This window comes from Natrarchaeobaculum sulfurireducens, assembly GCF_003430825.1.
GTDB classification, from domain to species: Archaea; Halobacteriota; Halobacteria; order Halobacteriales; family Natrialbaceae; genus Natrarchaeobaculum; species Natrarchaeobaculum sulfurireducens.
The window spans coordinates 541,421-555,744 of sequence record NZ_CP024047.1 but is presented as its reverse complement, the minus strand read 5'-3'; the positions used below and the strand labels follow the sequence as shown (position 1 = coordinate 555,744).

General features: G+C 64.1%; 15 protein-coding genes. 8 read left to right on the top strand and 7 right to left on the bottom strand.

Annotated elements, in window-relative coordinates; genetic code table 11:
* Positions 1-17: 17 nt before the first annotated feature.
* The 3 genes from AArc1_RS03935 to thsB all read left to right on the top strand — a co-directional run bounded on the left by AArc1_RS03935 (position 18) and on the right by thsB (position 3,408).
* Positions 18-467, top strand: coding sequence for a DUF7112 family protein (locus AArc1_RS03935; protein WP_117363103.1), 450 nt, complete (start codon positions 18-20; stop codon positions 465-467).
* 378 nt (positions 468-845) lie between these two features.
* On the top strand, positions 846-1,541 hold the full coding sequence (locus AArc1_RS03925; RefSeq protein ID WP_117363101.1) for an SOS response-associated peptidase: 696 nt from the start codon (positions 846-848) through the stop codon (positions 1,539-1,541).
* A 202-nt stretch (positions 1,542-1,743) separates the two neighbouring features.
* Entirely contained in the window at positions 1,744-3,408 is a 1,665-nt protein-coding gene (thsB, locus tag AArc1_RS03920) for a thermosome subunit beta (protein WP_117363099.1), read from the top strand.
* A 257-nt stretch (positions 3,409-3,665) separates the two neighbouring features.
* On the opposite strand, the gene lrp is transcribed toward thsB, so the two are convergent.
* Positions 3,666-4,130: an HTH-type transcriptional regulator Lrp gene (gene lrp, locus AArc1_RS03915; protein ID WP_117363097.1), complete on the bottom strand. Its 465-nt coding sequence runs from the start codon at positions 4,128-4,130 to the stop codon at positions 3,666-3,668.
* Between the two features lie 125 nt (positions 4,131-4,255).
* On the opposite strand from lrp, the gene glnA reads away from it, so the two are divergent.
* Complete coding sequence (gene glnA / locus AArc1_RS03910) at positions 4,256-5,611, top strand: type I glutamate--ammonia ligase (RefSeq protein ID WP_117365771.1); 1,356 nt, start codon at positions 4,256-4,258, stop codon at positions 5,609-5,611.
* A 183-nt stretch (positions 5,612-5,794) separates the two neighbouring features.
* Here the strand turns inward: glnA and AArc1_RS03905 are convergent, their stop codons facing one another.
* Positions 5,795-7,138: a YihY/virulence factor BrkB family protein gene (locus AArc1_RS03905; RefSeq protein WP_117363095.1), complete on the bottom strand. Its 1,344-nt coding sequence runs from the start codon at positions 7,136-7,138 to the stop codon at positions 5,795-5,797.
* 67 nt (positions 7,139-7,205) lie between these two features.
* On the opposite strand from AArc1_RS03905, the gene AArc1_RS03900 reads away from it, so the two are divergent.
* Positions 7,206-7,466 carry a hypothetical protein gene (locus AArc1_RS03900; protein ID WP_117363093.1) on the top strand — a complete coding sequence of 87 codons (261 nt, stop codon included), beginning with the start codon at positions 7,206-7,208 and terminating at the stop codon, positions 7,464-7,466.
* Between the two features lie 124 nt (positions 7,467-7,590).
* Here the strand turns inward: AArc1_RS03900 and AArc1_RS03895 are convergent, their stop codons facing one another.
* Entirely contained in the window at positions 7,591-8,706 is a 1,116-nt protein-coding gene (locus AArc1_RS03895; protein WP_117363091.1) for a tRNA (guanine(26)-N(2))-dimethyltransferase, read from the bottom strand.
* Between the two features lie 99 nt (positions 8,707-8,805).
* Here AArc1_RS03895 and AArc1_RS03890 point away from each other — a divergent pair, with 99 nt between their 5' ends.
* The 3 genes from AArc1_RS03890 to AArc1_RS03880 are packed head-to-tail and all read left to right on the top strand — an operon-like array spanning position 8,806 to position 11,165.
* The gene (locus AArc1_RS03890; RefSeq protein ID WP_117363089.1) at positions 8,806-9,420 is read left to right on the top strand and encodes a twin-arginine translocation signal domain-containing protein; all 615 of its coding nucleotides are present in this window, start codon (positions 8,806-8,808) and stop codon (positions 9,418-9,420) included.
* Entirely contained in the window at positions 9,417-10,751 is a 1,335-nt protein-coding gene (locus AArc1_RS03885; protein WP_117363087.1) for a hypothetical protein, read from the top strand. Before AArc1_RS03890 ends, AArc1_RS03885 begins: the two co-directional genes overlap by 4 nt.
* Before the next feature lie 60 nt (positions 10,752-10,811).
* Complete coding sequence (locus tag AArc1_RS03880) at positions 10,812-11,165, top strand: hypothetical protein (protein WP_117363086.1); 354 nt, start codon at positions 10,812-10,814, stop codon at positions 11,163-11,165.
* Here the strand turns inward: AArc1_RS03880 and AArc1_RS19465 are convergent.
* The 4 genes from AArc1_RS19465 to hisH all read right to left on the bottom strand — a co-directional run bounded on the left by AArc1_RS19465 (position 11,123) and on the right by hisH (position 14,254).
* Entirely contained in the window at positions 11,123-11,251 is a 129-nt protein-coding gene (locus AArc1_RS19465) for a hypothetical protein (protein WP_267130089.1), read from the bottom strand. The two genes, AArc1_RS03880 and AArc1_RS19465, sit on opposite strands and share 43 nt — an antisense overlap.
* A gap of 93 nt (positions 11,252-11,344) precedes the next feature.
* On the bottom strand, positions 11,345-11,827 hold the full coding sequence (locus tag AArc1_RS03875) for a hypothetical protein (RefSeq protein WP_117363084.1): 483 nt from the start codon (positions 11,825-11,827) through the stop codon (positions 11,345-11,347).
* A gap of 114 nt (positions 11,828-11,941) precedes the next feature.
* Positions 11,942-13,486, bottom strand: a complete 1,545-nt coding sequence (locus AArc1_RS03870) for a methyl-accepting chemotaxis protein (protein WP_161958286.1) — start codon at positions 13,484-13,486, stop codon at positions 11,942-11,944.
* 105 nt (positions 13,487-13,591) lie between these two features.
* Entirely contained in the window at positions 13,592-14,254 is a 663-nt protein-coding gene (gene hisH / locus AArc1_RS03865) for an imidazole glycerol phosphate synthase subunit HisH (protein ID WP_117363080.1), read from the bottom strand.
* Positions 14,255-14,324 lie beyond the last annotated feature (70 nt).

The following is a 14,324-nucleotide window of genomic DNA, read 5'->3' as shown; positions in this document are numbered from 1 at the left end:
CCGATTCTCTCAGTTCAATGGCAGACCGAGTTTCAAGTGACCACCCGTCGGTCCAGACGATCCGAGCGACGTGTACCGAGACGACAACCGGCGTTCGACTCGAACTTCCCGCGGACGAACGCGACGCCGTGCCGGTCGACGATGTCGTCCGGGTCGTCCTCGACGACGACGAGCGGTTCGCGATGGTCGAGCGTGCGCTCACCGGCGACGATCGCTGGATCCGCGGCGTATACGAGACGCCCTCGAACGCTCGCGACCCGAGCGGTGCCGTCGACCTGCTCGCATCGTGGGTCGACGATCACGACGTTCGGGCGGGCGGATCGGTACTGATCGACGTCGTCGAGCCCGAGTTCCTCTACGGGCTTCGCAAACCAGGCGCTACCGCATACTACGACGCTCACGAACCCCCCAGTCAGGGACTCCAGGACATCGCTCGAGGCCTCGAAGACGAGTCCACTACCGAGTGACGTCGGGAGCCGTATCGGCTGGAAAACAGACGAAACGCGAGCAACGGTTCTCCAGGAGATGGTGTACGACGAGTTCCGAGAACGTACTGGCCTGGGAAGTTAGCACGGAATCCTCGCCGCTCGTCAGGCAGCCCCGACACTCGAGGGAACTAACGAAGTCGAAACTGTCGGAGAGAACTACAATATATCCCGGCCGACGTTCACCAGCGACACGATAACGTACGGTCCACGGCCGATTATATATTTCACTGACAAGTCCCGAACTCCAGTCGGGACAGTTGAGATCCCAGTTCTGGCGTTTCCGGAGACGACCGGAGATATGGAAACGGGCGGAAGAGAACGAACAACGCTTTGTTCCAGCTGAACGATGGATAGAGCATGTGCGGCCGCTACACTCTCGTCCTCGAGCCCGACGACCTCGAGGAGCGATTCGACGCTCGCGTCTCCGAACCGGTCGCGCCGACGTACAACGCGGCTCCCGGCCAACGACTGCCGGTGATCACGAACGAAGCGCCTGAGACGATTCAGCGACTCGAGTGGGGCCTCGTCCCGTCGTGGGCGGACGACGATACCGGCGGACTCATCAACGCGCGAGCGGAGACGGTGGTCGAGAAACCGAGCTTCCGGGCCGCGTACGAACGGCGACGGTGTCTGGTGCCGGCGGATGGATTCTACGAGTGGGTTGAGACCGACGGTGGAAAACGGCCCTACCGAGTCGCCTTCGAGGACGAGCGACCGTTCGCCATGGCCGGGCTGTGGGAACGCTGGGAACCCGAAACGACCCAGACGGGGCTCGACGCATTCGGCGGCGGCGTCGAAGGCGCTGGAGACGACGGGCCGCTCGAGACGTTCACCGTCGTCACGACCGAGCCGAACGAACTCGTCGGAGAGCTCCACCACCGGATGGCGGTACTTCTCGAGCCCGAAGACGAGCACCGATGGCTCACCGAGGACGATCCACGGGACCTTCTCGAGCCGTATCCGGGCGACGCTATGCGAGCGTACCCGGTGTCGACGGCGGTCAACGACCCCTCGAACGACGATCCGTCGCTGGTCGAACCGCTCGAGTCCTGAACCGCATCTCTAAATTACTTAAACCTGGCGTCGAAGCAGGATCGACGGGATCGCTGCTAGGACGGTACCGTATCCCACGAGTAGTCGGCAAACCCCTCGCACTACGGGGGTTTTGCGTGCGCTTAGTCGTCTGATCGGGGTCGAACCGAATGGCGAAGAGAGAAGGATTTATGTAGAAGGACAATCAATGAATCGGCTGACTATGAGCCAGCGAATGCAACAGGGACAGCCGATGATCGTGATGAGCGAAGACTCCCAGCGTGTCAAGGACCGAGACGCGCAGGATTACAACATCCGCGCCGCTCGAGCGGTCGCGGAGGCCGTTCGCTCGACCCTCGGCCCGAAGGGAATGGACAAGATGCTCGTCGACTCGATGGGATCGGTAACGATCACCAACGACGGCGTTACCATCCTCCAGGAGATGGACATCGACAACCCGACGGCCGAGATGATCATCGAGGTCGCCGAGACCCAGGAAGACGAAGCCGGTGACGGCACCACGACGGCCGTCGCGGTGACGGGTGAACTCCTCAAAAACGCCGAGGACCTTCTCGAGCAGGACATCCACCCGACGGCGATCATCAAGGGCTTCCACCTTGCCGCCGAGCAGGCCCGCGAGGAGATCGACGACATCGCCGAGGAAATCGACACCGACGACGAAGACCTCCTGCGCAAGACCGCGGAGACGTCGATGACCGGCAAAGGCGCTGAAGTCAACAAAGAGCACCTTTCCCAGCTGATCGTCGACGCCGTCCGCGCGGTCACCGTCGAAGACGAAGACGGCGAGAACGTCGTCGACCTCGAATTCCTCAACATCGAGACGCAGACCGGCCGCAGTGCCGGCGAATCGGATCTTCTCGAGGGCGGCATCGTGGACAAAGATCCCGTCCACGACAACATGCCCGTCGAGGCCACGGACGCCGACATCCTGTTGCTCAACGACCCCATCGAGGTCGAAGAGACCGACATCGACACCGAAGTCTCGGTCACCGACCCCGACCAGCTCCAGCAGTTCTTAGACCGTGAAGAGAAGCAACTCCGCGAGAAAGTCGACCACATCGTCGACCTCGGTGCCGACGTCGTCTTCTGTCAGAAAGGCATCGACGACCTCGCCCAGCACTACCTCGCAAAAGAGGGAATCCTCGCCGTCCGCCGTGCCAAGAAGTCCGACCTCGAGTTCCTCTCGGAGGTCGTCGGCGCAGCGATCGTCTCCGACCTCGAGAGTGCAACCGCAGAGGACCTCGGTCACGGCGACGTCACCCGCGACGACGAGGACGAACTGTTCTACGTCGAAGGCGAGAACGCCCACGGCGTCACCCTCCTGTTGCGTGGCTCGACCGACCACGTCGTCGACGAACTCGAGCGCGGGATCCAAGACGCCCTCGACGTCGTCGCCCAGACCGTCTCCGACGGTCGCGTGCTGGCCGGCGGCGGTGCGATCGAGGTCGAACTCGCCTCGCGACTTCGCGATTACGCCGACTCCGTCTCCGGTCGCGAACAGCTGGCCGTCGAGGCGTTCGCCGACTCGCTCGAGCTCGTCCCGCGCGTGCTCGCTGAGAACGCCGGTCTCGACTCGATCGACACGCTCGTCGACCTGCGTGCAGCCCACGACGAGGACGAACTCCGTGCAGGCCTGAACGTCTTCACTGGCGACGTCGAGGACACCTTCGACGCTGGTGTCGTCGAGCCGGCCCACGCCAAAGAGCAGGCCGTCTCCTCGGCTGCTGAAGCCGCAAACCTCGTCCTCAAGATCGACGACATCATCTCCGCCGGCGATCTCTCGACCGACAAGGGCGACGACGAAGAAGGCGGCGCCCCCGGCGGCGGCATGGGCGGCATGGGCGGCGGCATGGGCGGCATGATGTAACGTCAGCCCCTAGGCTACTCCGACCACCATCGCAGCCGACTGTCACAGCTTCTCGTATCGACACTCGAGACTCTCGCTTCGATTTCGTCAGATTCCGCGTCGGCTCTCCACGCACCAACTATTCGATTATCCGACAGTCATAGTAGCCACTGCACGGCAGTGCGTACCTGCCCGCCAGCCGGATCACCGATCAGTGTGCAACTCGGTGCAGGTGTTACTATAAGCGAGACGATCCGTGTCGCTGGATGACGCTCTGATCAGGCGTCTTCGCCGACCTCGAGTTCGAACTGTTCGTTCTCGGTGACGGCGTTCAAGACGACGCTGGTATTCGAGGCCTTGATATCGGGATCAGTGAGCAACGTCTTGATCTGGTCGTTCATCCCGTCGGTGTCTTTGAACTTCCCGATCGCGATGACGTCGTAGTCACCCGTGACCTCGTAGACGGAGATCATCTGCCGGTGTTCACACAGGTTCTCGGTGATGTCTGGAAGTGCGCTCCCTTCGACCTGTAACTGGATGACGCCAGTGACATCGTACCCGACTGCGTCGTAGTCAATCCGTGGCGTATAGCCTTCGATGACGCCTTCTTCTTCGAGATCTGAAAGGTGGTTCGAGACAGTGGTCACGGAGACGTCGAGCTCCTCGGCGAGGCTGCGCAGGCTCGCACGGCCGTCACCCAGAAGTGCGTTCATTAGTTTTGCATCTAGATTTTCGTACGTCATCGCATGCAACATCTCTCTACACCCTTTAGAAATTTACGAATATGCAATTTCTACCGGCTATGAGAAGAATTGCACAGAGCAATAGTGTTTTAGTAGTAGGGATGCTCGAGTACGACGACAAGAAAATGACAAGCGGAAAGCTCACTGCTACTGAACAGGCAGTACTCGACGAGATCGAAGAAAACGACGTTGACTTCCTTCGGCTGCAGTTTACCGACATCCTCGGCACGGTAAAAAACGTCTCGGTGCCGGCCCGGCAGGCCGAGAAGGCGTTTACCGAAGGCATCTATTTCGACGGCTCTTCGATCGAGGGCTTCGTCCGCATTCAGGAGTCCGATATGCGACTCGTCCCCGACCCGGATACGTTTGCGATTCTCCCGTGGCGCCAGAAAGAAGATAGCGCGGCCGCGCGACTGATCTGTGACGTCTACGATACCTACACCGGCGAGCCGTTCGAGGGAGATCCGCGTCGGGTCCTCAAAAACGCTATCGGGCGTGCCGAAGAGATGGGCTATCACGTCAACGCTGCGCCCGAACCCGAGTTCTTCCTCTTCCAGGAAGACGAAGACGGACGTGCGACGACGAAGACGAACGACGCCGGCGGCTACTTCGACCTCGCGCCCAAAGACCTCGCCCAGGACGTCCGTCGGGACATTATCTACGGACTCGAGGACATGGGCTTCGAGATCGAAGCTAGCCACCACGAGGTCGCTCGGGGCCAACACGAGATTAACTTCGAGTACGACGACGCGCTTTCGACCGCCGACAACGTCGGGACGTTCCGGACGGTCGTCCGTGCGATCGCTGCCCAACACGACCTCCACGCGACGTTCATGCCCAAACCGATCCCGAAGATCAACGGCTCGGGTATGCACACGCACATCTCGCTGTTCACCGAAGACGGTGAAAACGCCTTCCACGACGATGACGACGAGTTCAACCTGAGCGAAGAGGCCCACGCGTTCACCGCTGGCATCCTCGAGCACGCACCGGCGATCACGGCGATCGCGAACCCGACTGTCAACAGCTACAAGCGACTCGTACCGGGCTATGAGGCACCGGTGTACGTCGCCTGGTCCGACCGCAACCGCTCGGCGCTGATCCGCAAGCCAGCCGCCCGCGTCCCGGCGGCCTCCCGCGTCGAGCTTCGTTCGCCCGACCCCTCGTGTAACCCCTACCTCGCACTGGCCGTCATGATCCACGCCGGCCTCGACGGGATCGAGCAGGGCCTCGAGGCACCGGAGCCGGTTCGTGAGAACATCTACGAGTTCGACGAACAGAAACGCGAAGAGTACGGCATCGACACCCTTCCGGCGAACCTCGGTGAGGCCGTCGACGCTCTCGAAGAAGACGAAGCCGTCTACGAGGCACTCGGCGAGCACGTCGCCCCGAAGTTCGTCGAGGCCAAACGCCAGGAGTTCGAGGAGTACCTCATCGACGTCTCCGAGTGGGAACTCGACCGCTACCTCGAGACGTTCTAACCGCCAAACACACGATTTAGGAACCGACTGGCCGACTCGGTAGCTGATTTTTCATCATCGGTTTGAGAGCAGTGGCTCTACGGTACGGATCGGCTAGCGGGTGAACGGATGCGAGGAGACACAGCAGGGGCCAAAACGGACCGACGGTGCGGTGGAACGGCAAAACACGCCGAAAACCAGGGCTCAGGATCGGCGGTCGCCGATCGCATCCCGGAGTTTCCCCGGGACGTCGAGCAGCGCCATACCCGCACCGAACAGCACCATAAGGAGGTAGACGCCGAGCACCGATGTCCAGACGACGAGCATCGCGACGATCGCTGCCCAGCCCTCGAGGAAGTAAAACGCGCCGAGAGCAAGCACCGTCCCGTATAACAAGACGAGGTATGGCCCCCAGCCGCGGGCGTGGCCACGACGGACTCGCCGGCGGACGTAGCGTCTCAACTCGTCTTCGAGGGACGCTTTCTGGACGGTTCGACGCTCGACGGAGTCTTCGAAGGAGTCGACGCGGTCGCGCAGTCGCTCGATCTCCTCGCGGAGCGCTTCCGGATCGTCAGCGCGGTCCCGGGTTCGGGCGCTCGAGCGCGTTCGGGCGTCCGCACTCCTCGCCCGGCCGTCGTCCGCGTCGGAGCGGTCGGTCGCGTCCCCCTCGTCGGCACCCGTAGCGTCGTCTGTCATCGCTTCTGGGAAGAACTGTCGAGCGCCGGGACTTTGTAGCTGCCGATCCACTTCACGGTTGGCAAGGACTGCGTTACAGACGGCACCGGACAGGAGGACTATCGCGCCGGCATAGAGCCAGATAAGGACGAGGAATACGGCACCGAGCGCCCCGTAAACGGCGTTTTCGGCGGCGAAAGTCGCATAAATGGAGAACGTTCGACTCAACGCAAACCAGCCGACAGCGGCGATGATCGTTCCGGGTAAGGCCTCTCTGAGTCCGACGTTGTCGTCCGGGAAGATCACGTACAGTGGCAGGAAGGTGACCACCAGACCCAACAGGACGAACAGTGGGCCGAAGAATCCGAGTTCGATAACCGGGAGAAACCGGATCACGACCTCGAGTCCGCCGACGATGGCGAGGCCGAACGAGATCGCCAGGAACGCGATCATCGCGTCCCAGATGGTATCGAGCAGCGTTTTCGAGGCAACGGTGCCGTACACCCTGGAGAACGCCCGATCGATACCTCGGAGGACACGACTCGAGCCCCACAGAAGTCCGAGTGCGCCGGCGACGGTCGCGCTCTGGCGACCGGCGTCATCGAGGACGGTGTCGGCGAGCAGTTCCTGGGCGGCTGGCGTGAGGACGTCTCCCGCTGCGGCCGTGAGCTGGTCGGCGAGCGCATCACCGCCGATCGATGCGGCAATTCCGACAGCGAGCAACACGAGCGGGACGAGCGAAATGAACCCGTAGAAGGCGACGGCTGCCGCCAGCAGCGTAAGCTGTTCGGTACGCGCGAGAGCGACGACGCGAGTCGCGAACTCGAGGAAGGCCCTGTATTCCACCACGAACGTACGTACGCGGGGATACATCAAAAACGGGTGACTCGAGACGCGTTCTCAGCAGGCGAAACGAGCCACCGGGACTACCTTCGTGGGGATGGCACGTCCGCTCGAGATGTTGTTTCACGCGCTTCTGTTCGATGGCGAGAACGAATCGGTCGACGACGAACCCAACGAGAGCCCGAAAAGTACAGCCGATCCGACTGCTGAAGAGACAGTCGTGGGCGATACCGCGGACGAGAAAGCGGCGGGCTCGAGTCGGCGGACGAAATTCCTTCAGGGTGCAGTCGGGTTCGTCGTCATGTTCGTCGTGCTCTATCTGACGCTTCGAAAGCTGACGGGTGAGGACTCGGACTGAGACGACCGCCGACGAGGAATCGACGGGCAGCACCGACGAGGAACCAGCGGGAGACGTGGCCGACGAACAGACGGACGACGTAGCTGACGAACAAGCGGATAACGCGGATAGGATACAGGCCGACTCAGACGAGGTTCTCCTCGGTCGCGTCGCGAACCTCGCCGACGGTTGCGTCCGTCTTGAACGTCGTCCCGCCGTAGTGGGCCGGCGAGGCCTCGAACCCGGCCGCACGGAGGTCGGCGAGGAAGTCGGCCATCGCGTTCGCGGGCAGTCCCCAGTTCTTACAGAGCTTGTGCTGGTCGTAGTGAGTCGGCTCGTCGAGTTCGGCCTCGAGCGTCGCACACAGCTTCCGGCCGTTCTTTGCCGTATCGAACGCATCGGGGATGGCGTCACGGACGGCACCGACGAACTCACGATCGCGGACGGAGCCAAGCCAGACCGGGCCTGCGGTGAGCAGTCGCTCGCCCTCGCAGTGGGGACAGGCCTCGAGCGGGTCGGCGACGAGTCCGGGATCGGCCTCGCGGTAGAGACAGTCCTCGCAGTGATAGAGGAAGCCGAGTTCGTCGACGGCGGCGTCGGCCGCGCTGGCTTTCCGGTCGAGCTCGAGGTACGTTCGGACGTAGTGGCTGGTCGCGTGGGTAAGCAGGGGTCTAACGCCGACGTCGAACCGGGCGGCGCTCCGGGCGAGCGCCGAAAGCAGGATGCGAACGCCCATCTCGGCGTGGTAGTCGGTGTTCTGCGGGACGGCGGAGTACGAACGGACGCCGCTGGCGAAGTGGGCACCACACAGCGGCGCGGTGTCGGTCGCGGTGACACAGACCAGGTCGCGACATCGGGCGAACGCCGCGTCGGCGAACGGCATCGGAGTGCCGTAGGGATCGAGGTCGATCACGTCGAACGCCTCGTCGTGTGCGAGCGCGTTGACATTGCGGTGTTCGACGCGGGCCTCGAGTCCGTTTCGCTCGAGGTTCTCGCGAGCCAGGGAGACGGCGTCGGCCTCGAGATCACAACAGGTCACGTCCCAGCCGTCGGCGGCGGCGCGGACCCCTCGGACGCCGCTCGCCGTCATCGCGTCCAGGTACGACTCGGCGCGGTCCTCGCGGTCACGAAAGGCCCGCAGAGTAGCGATCGTCAGGTCCCGGTTCAGCTCCTGTCGGGGGTTGTAAAACACCGACTCCTCGACGCCCTCGGTCTGTTCGCCGGGGACCTCGAGTTCGATTCCGCCCTCGGTGACGCGCATATCACTCCTGGGTGCTACCGGGCGAAAAGCGGTGTGATCTCGAGGGCAAACGAACCTGACAGAGAAAGACACTTATCGACCGTCCATAGACTCGCGGACATGGTCCCCTGGACGCGCCGTCGTGCTATTCAGGCCTGTGCGGCCACCGTCGCCGCTGCCGCGGCGGGCTGCACCGACGCCGACGACGCTGGCTTGCCCGACGCCGACGAATCCGATGGTATCGACGACGTGCTCACCGACGTCGAAGTCGAAACGCTCCGGTTCGACGCTTCCGACGACGAAGTCATCGAGGAGACGGAAACCGACGAGAGGCGTTCCCGGCTCCCCTACGTCGTCGAGCGCGAGCACCTCGAGGCCATCGAGTTCCGGGACGATCCGATCGACGACGTCGACGATCCGCTCGCCTTCTTGCGCGCGATCGACTACGAGGAAGCGACCGGAGTGATCGTGGAGAGAGAACTCGAGGCGTGTTACGAGGCGTCGGTCCAGTACGTCGAACCGCGCTCGAGCGGCGAGGGCGTCCGCATCCAGTTCTGTCAGGGCAAACGCGACCCCGACGTCGAGTGTGCGCTCGACGACCGCCAGATCCAGGTGACGATGCTCGAACTGCCGGTCGCTTACGAGACGCCACCGGGTGGCTTTGGATCCGGATACAGCGGTACCTTCGACGTGCCGCCGGAACAGCTCCACTCTGAAGACGGTGATGGCGAATGACACGCCACGGAGACGACCCCTCGCGCCGGCGGCTACTCGTCTCAGGTGGAACCCTCGCCGCGACAGCGGTCGGTGCGGTTGCACTCGCCGGCTGTTCGTCGTCGCCGTCGGACGACCACCCACCGATCGACGCCACCGAAGACGAACTGCTCGCGATCGCCGACCTCGAACGGCCACCCGAACCCGACGACCTCCCGCTCGAGGTGACCGAAGAGCCGATCGACGAGGGTATCGACCGCGTCGAGTCGCTGCTCGCCGAGATCCCGGATGCACTCGAGGAGACGATTCCGAACGAAGCGGTTCGTCAGTACGTCGAGGAGAATCGGGACCGGGCCCGCGACAGGCTCGAGGGGCTCGAGTCGCAACCGGAAGGCTACGCTCGTCTGGCTCACCTCGTGACCACCCGCCGATGGGCTGGCGAAGCCGAGGCAGCCTACGCCGCTGCAACCGACGACCGAACCACCGCGGACCTCGAGGGGTCACTTTCCGACCTCGAGACGGCAGTTGCGACTGTCGACGACGAACTCACCAGAACCGGCGACGGTTCCGAAGAGGCTGTCGTCGTCTACGCGACGGCCGAACGGCGACTCGACGAGGCGAACCGAGCACTCGAGGAAGCCGCTCGAGCCGGACCCAGAACGTCGGACGTCGAACTGATCGGCGAACTCGCAGACCGCCACGAGTGGGGTCGGGCGACGCTCGAAGAGGCGACGTACCTCCTCGAACGCCAGACGACGATCGGTGACCGATCGTTCGACGACGAGTTCGAGTCGGCCGCCTCGGCGCTTCTCGACGACGTTCGTGATCGGATCGAGGAACTTCCCGCAGACGTTGGCGACGCCGGCTTCGAGCTTTTCGACGAGCCAGTCGATGGAACGCCCCGAGAACGGCTCGCGTCAGATCTCGTCTCGACGGCACGTGGGTCCTACGAGAACGCACTCGAGTACAGCGAAACGAACCGGCTCGGACGATCGGTCCTCACGGTCCTCGGCGTCGAGAACGACCTCCTGGCGATCGACCGACTGCGCGCGGGATCGGACGACCTCGTCCTCGACCGGCCGGACGATGCCGACGACGTTCGGACGGCGAAAGCGGGTGCCGTCGACGCTATCGAGTCAGCACAGGAGGAAAGCGAGAGGTCCGCACTGGCCCAGCGCCGACTGAACGTGATCCTCACGAGCGTAGGGAGCGGAGATCGGCTACTCGAGCGCGACGCTGCCAGAGATGCCACATCCGCCGCAGTCGCGGCGACCGCCAACTACGGACTCGCGACCGTGCAGGCCCGAACACTGCTCGAGGCGACCGAGTGGGTTCTCGAGGAACTCTCTTGACCCGGTCGGGCCGATCAGTACAACCAAACCGATTTTACAGTTGGGTACAGAGGTCCGGTCGTGTCCGGAGACCCCGTCGAGCGCTGGCAGGCTGGCCTCGAAGAAGCTGGAGAGCTAACGCCGGCGCTCGTCGACCAGATCTCTCGACTCCACGGCGACCGTGGGCTTCGTGCAATCGAAGCCGTCGGTGAAGGACGGGTGAAGGCCTACCGGGATTTCACGATCGTCGTCGGCTACGAGGACGAATATATCGTCGAAGACGGCGGTTGCACCTGCAAAGACAGCGAGTACAACCTCGATCCGGACGATCCGACCGAACAGTGCTGGCACGCACTGGCGGTCGCCATCGCCCGCCGGGTCGGTCACGTCGACTACCACGACATGTGGTACTCCGACGTTCGCGAGCTACTGTGAGAGGGGGCGTCGCCGTCGATCCGGTCGGCCGCGTCGGCGACGCCCGCTCGAGCGAGGTCGACGTCGTCGGTCAGGAGGCCGAACATACCGACTACTCCGAGCGAGTATCCCATAAATTACCGTGCTAGACCGCCGGCGAGAGATGCGAGCGTTCGGGCCGCCCCGACGACAGCGACTCGTCAGAGCGACCAGATCATGAAGAACGCGAGCACGAGCAGCGCTGCAAGCGTTCCGACGACGATAATCGCTGCCTGTCGTCCCGTCGGCTCGGGTTCCTCGGGAACGCCGTCTCGAAACCGGATGTAGCCGACGGCGACGAACGCGACCCCTGCGGCGAGCGTCGAGCCGTCGTAGACGGAAGCGGGAACCCCCTGTGCGAGTCCGGAGATCACCATGTAGCCGCCGAGTGCTGCGAAGCCGACGCCCTGGAGCTGCCACCACTCGAGCGACCGTCCGGCGACGGGCAGCCGTTCTCGGAGACCGGCGGCCACGAACGCGAGCGCGCCGAGCAGCACCGCGATACCTGCGAGGACGAGTGCGACGGCGGTAGACGAGGTCGGATCAGCGGCGAGGACCTCGAGGCTGTTCCAGAGCGACCAGGCGAAGACGACGAGGAGGACGACGCCGAGGCCGAGACTCACCCGGCGTTCGAACGTGGACATGCTCGGAGAAACTGTCGGCAGGCCCCTAACTGTGGCGCTCGAGGAGACGGCTCACCGGTGACTGTCCGCATCGGTCCGGTTAGCGCCGACGTCGACCTATCGTCCCGAACTGGCTTAGGGCGTCCGCGGGACCGTCAGGTCCGGGCCAGCCTCGACGCGGACCACCTGGTCGGCTGCGCCAGCGTAAAAGCGCGCGAGCGTCGACGGAACGGCGTCCTCGTCGACGACGTTGACGACCGTATCCGTAACCTCGAGGACGCCGCCGTCGTTGTCGTAGGTCGTCTCTCGGGTGGCTTGCTCGCCGAATGCGTGGAGTTCGCCGGCGATGTTGCCGATCACGAGCAATCGCCGGTCCCGGCGGCTGTCGATCCGCTCGTTGACCGTCCCCAGCCCCTGCCCGTCGACGTCGAACACGTTGGTCCCGCCGCCCCAGCTGTCGAAGAGATCGATGACGAACAGCCGATCACGATCGAACGCCCGGTCGAGATCCAGGCCGTGCTCGCGGAAGGCCCGCTCGAGCGTATGTCGGTCGAGCGATGCGGTCGGAGAGAGCGAGACGGCGTAGTCGTTCGCGACGGCCGTCGCGACGAGCGAGGCTACGGTCCGATCGGCGTCCCGGTCGGGAGCCTCGCCGTCGACTTCGACGACGCCACGACAGCCCTCCGGGACGCCGCCGATCGCGTCGAGGGCGTCGACCCCGGCCGGGATACGGGACCCCCCAGCGAGTCGGTTCCGGCGCGGTTCGGTCGCGACCTCGAGTGCGCGGTCGACCTCGCCGATCATGTCGGTCTGCCGGTAGCGTTTCGACTCGATGGCGTCGAGTGCGTCGTCGATCCGTTCTGCGGAGTCGGCGGTCTCCTCACAGCGCTGGGCGACGCGTTCGCTCGCTCGTGCGCCTTCACCCGTCGCGGTCGAGACATCGTCGAGTCCGGCCGCCACGTCGGCCACCGCCGCGGAGACAGTCTCGAGTTCGCTTTCGGCGTCCCCGGCTCGTCGGGCGCCGGTTTCGGCGATCTCGACGGCCGACTCGAGACGCTCGGAGAGCGTTCGGGTCGCGGCCGTGATCTCGTCGACGACGGTCTCGACCTCGCCGGTTCGGTCCTGAGACTGGTTCGCGAGCGACTTGATCTCGCCCGCGACGACCCCGAATCCAGCGCCGTCCTGGCCAGCCTGGGCGGCCTGGATCGACGCGTTGAGCGCGAGGAGATTGGTTTCGTCCGCGATCGAGGCGATCACGTCGACGATCTCGTCGATCCGTTCGACGCTCTCGACGAGTCGTCCAACGTCATCGGCGATGGCGTCGACGACTGTCGCGACGTCGTCCATCGCCGCTGCAGCGTCCGTCGACGCTTCGGTCCCCGCCTCGACCGCCTCGGCCGCGTGCTCGCTTCGGTCGGCCATCTCCGAGGCGCTCGAGGCGACCTCCTCGATCGTCGCGCTGAGGTCGGAGACGTCGTCGGCGACCGCGACCATACTGTCGACCTGCGCGGCAGCGAGTTCGTTGATCGACTGAAGTTCGTCGTCGACGGCCGACGAGGTCTCGTGGACGACCCCGACGGCCCCCTGTGCGGTCGTGAGGACGTCGTCGTCGATCGCCGCGGCCGACGGCTCGGTCCCGTCTGCCGTCTCCCCTGCGGACGCCGGTCCTGATCGTGACATGCTGACGCCGACGAACGTCTCCCCTAAAAGTATTAACTGGAATGTCATTTAGGAACGGCTACCCCTTAATATCCTAGAATCGAATTCTAAGCGACCGACCGAACGTCAGTCGTCGGCGCAGATTTCGACGAAGTTCCGCAGGATCTGCAGCCCCGTCTCGCCGCTCTTTTCGGGGTGGAACTGGGTTCCGAAGACGGTGCCGTCCTCGTTGGCCACGATCGATGGGAACTCACGGCCGTAGTCGGTCGTCGCGACCGCGGCGCCCTCGTCGTCGGGGACCGCGTAGTAGGAGTGAACGAAGTAGGCGTACTCCCCATCGACGCCGTCGACGAGCGGATGCTCGCGCTCGAGTGAGAGTTCGTTCCAGCCCATGTGGGGGACCTTCTGGCCCTCCGCAAAGCGGACGTTCGTTCCGGGGATCAGGTCGAGTCCCTCCACGGCGGACTCGCCGTCGGTGGTTCCTTCCTCACTCGAGGTGAGTAACATCTGCATCCCGAGACAGATTCCGAACAGGGGCTGGCCCCGTTCGGCGACGGCCAGGAGGTCCTCGCGGATCGGGTCGGCGTTCTCGACGCCTTCGCGGAACGCGCCGACGCCAGGGAGGACGACGCCGTCGGCCGCGGCGAAGGCATCCGGGTCGTCGGTGATCTCGACGGCCGCGCCCGCCCGCTCTAGGCCGCGGGTGACGCTTCTGAGATTCCCCAGTCCGTAGTCGACGACGACGACGGAGGCGAGCGCTTCCTCGGGGGATTCGGGTACCGTGCTCATACCGGATCTGGGCACGCACCGTTGAAGTGTATTGCCATTCGCGTAATTTCGGTGGGCTCGAGTCGTCAGA

Excerpts from the sequence above, each read along its gene's own strand:
- AArc1_RS03935 (WP_117363103.1), top strand. The coding sequence starts at position 18 with ATGGCAGACCGAGTTTCAAGTGACCACCCGTCGGTCCAGACGATCCGA.
- AArc1_RS03925 (WP_117363101.1), top strand. The coding sequence starts at position 846 with ATGTGCGGCCGCTACACTCTCGTCCTCGAGCCCGACGACCTCGAGGAG.
- thsB (WP_117363099.1), top strand. The coding sequence starts at position 1,744 with ATGAGCCAGCGAATGCAACAGGGACAGCCGATGATCGTGATGAGCGAA.
- lrp (WP_117363097.1), bottom strand. The coding sequence starts at position 4,130 with ATGACGTACGAAAATCTAGATGCAAAACTAATGAACGCACTTCTGGGT.
- glnA (WP_117365771.1), top strand. The coding sequence starts at position 4,256 with ATGACAAGCGGAAAGCTCACTGCTACTGAACAGGCAGTACTCGACGAG.
- AArc1_RS03905 (WP_117363095.1), bottom strand. The coding sequence starts at position 7,138 with ATGTATCCCCGCGTACGTACGTTCGTGGTGGAATACAGGGCCTTCCTC.
- AArc1_RS03900 (WP_117363093.1), top strand. The coding sequence starts at position 7,206 with ATGGCACGTCCGCTCGAGATGTTGTTTCACGCGCTTCTGTTCGATGGC.
- AArc1_RS03895 (WP_117363091.1), bottom strand. The coding sequence starts at position 8,706 with ATGCGCGTCACCGAGGGCGGAATCGAACTCGAGGTCCCCGGCGAACAG.
- AArc1_RS03890 (WP_117363089.1), top strand. The coding sequence starts at position 8,806 with ATGGTCCCCTGGACGCGCCGTCGTGCTATTCAGGCCTGTGCGGCCACC.
- AArc1_RS03885 (WP_117363087.1), top strand. The coding sequence starts at position 9,417 with ATGACACGCCACGGAGACGACCCCTCGCGCCGGCGGCTACTCGTCTCA.
- AArc1_RS19465 (WP_267130089.1), bottom strand. The coding sequence starts at position 11,251 with ATGTTCGGCCTCCTGACCGACGACGTCGACCTCGCTCGAGCGGGCGTC.
- AArc1_RS03875 (WP_117363084.1), bottom strand. The coding sequence starts at position 11,827 with ATGTCCACGTTCGAACGCCGGGTGAGTCTCGGCCTCGGCGTCGTCCTC.
- AArc1_RS03870 (WP_161958286.1), bottom strand. The coding sequence starts at position 13,486 with ATGTCACGATCAGGACCGGCGTCCGCAGGGGAGACGGCAGACGGGACC.
- hisH (WP_117363080.1), bottom strand. The coding sequence starts at position 14,254 with ATGAGCACGGTACCCGAATCCCCCGAGGAAGCGCTCGCCTCCGTCGTC.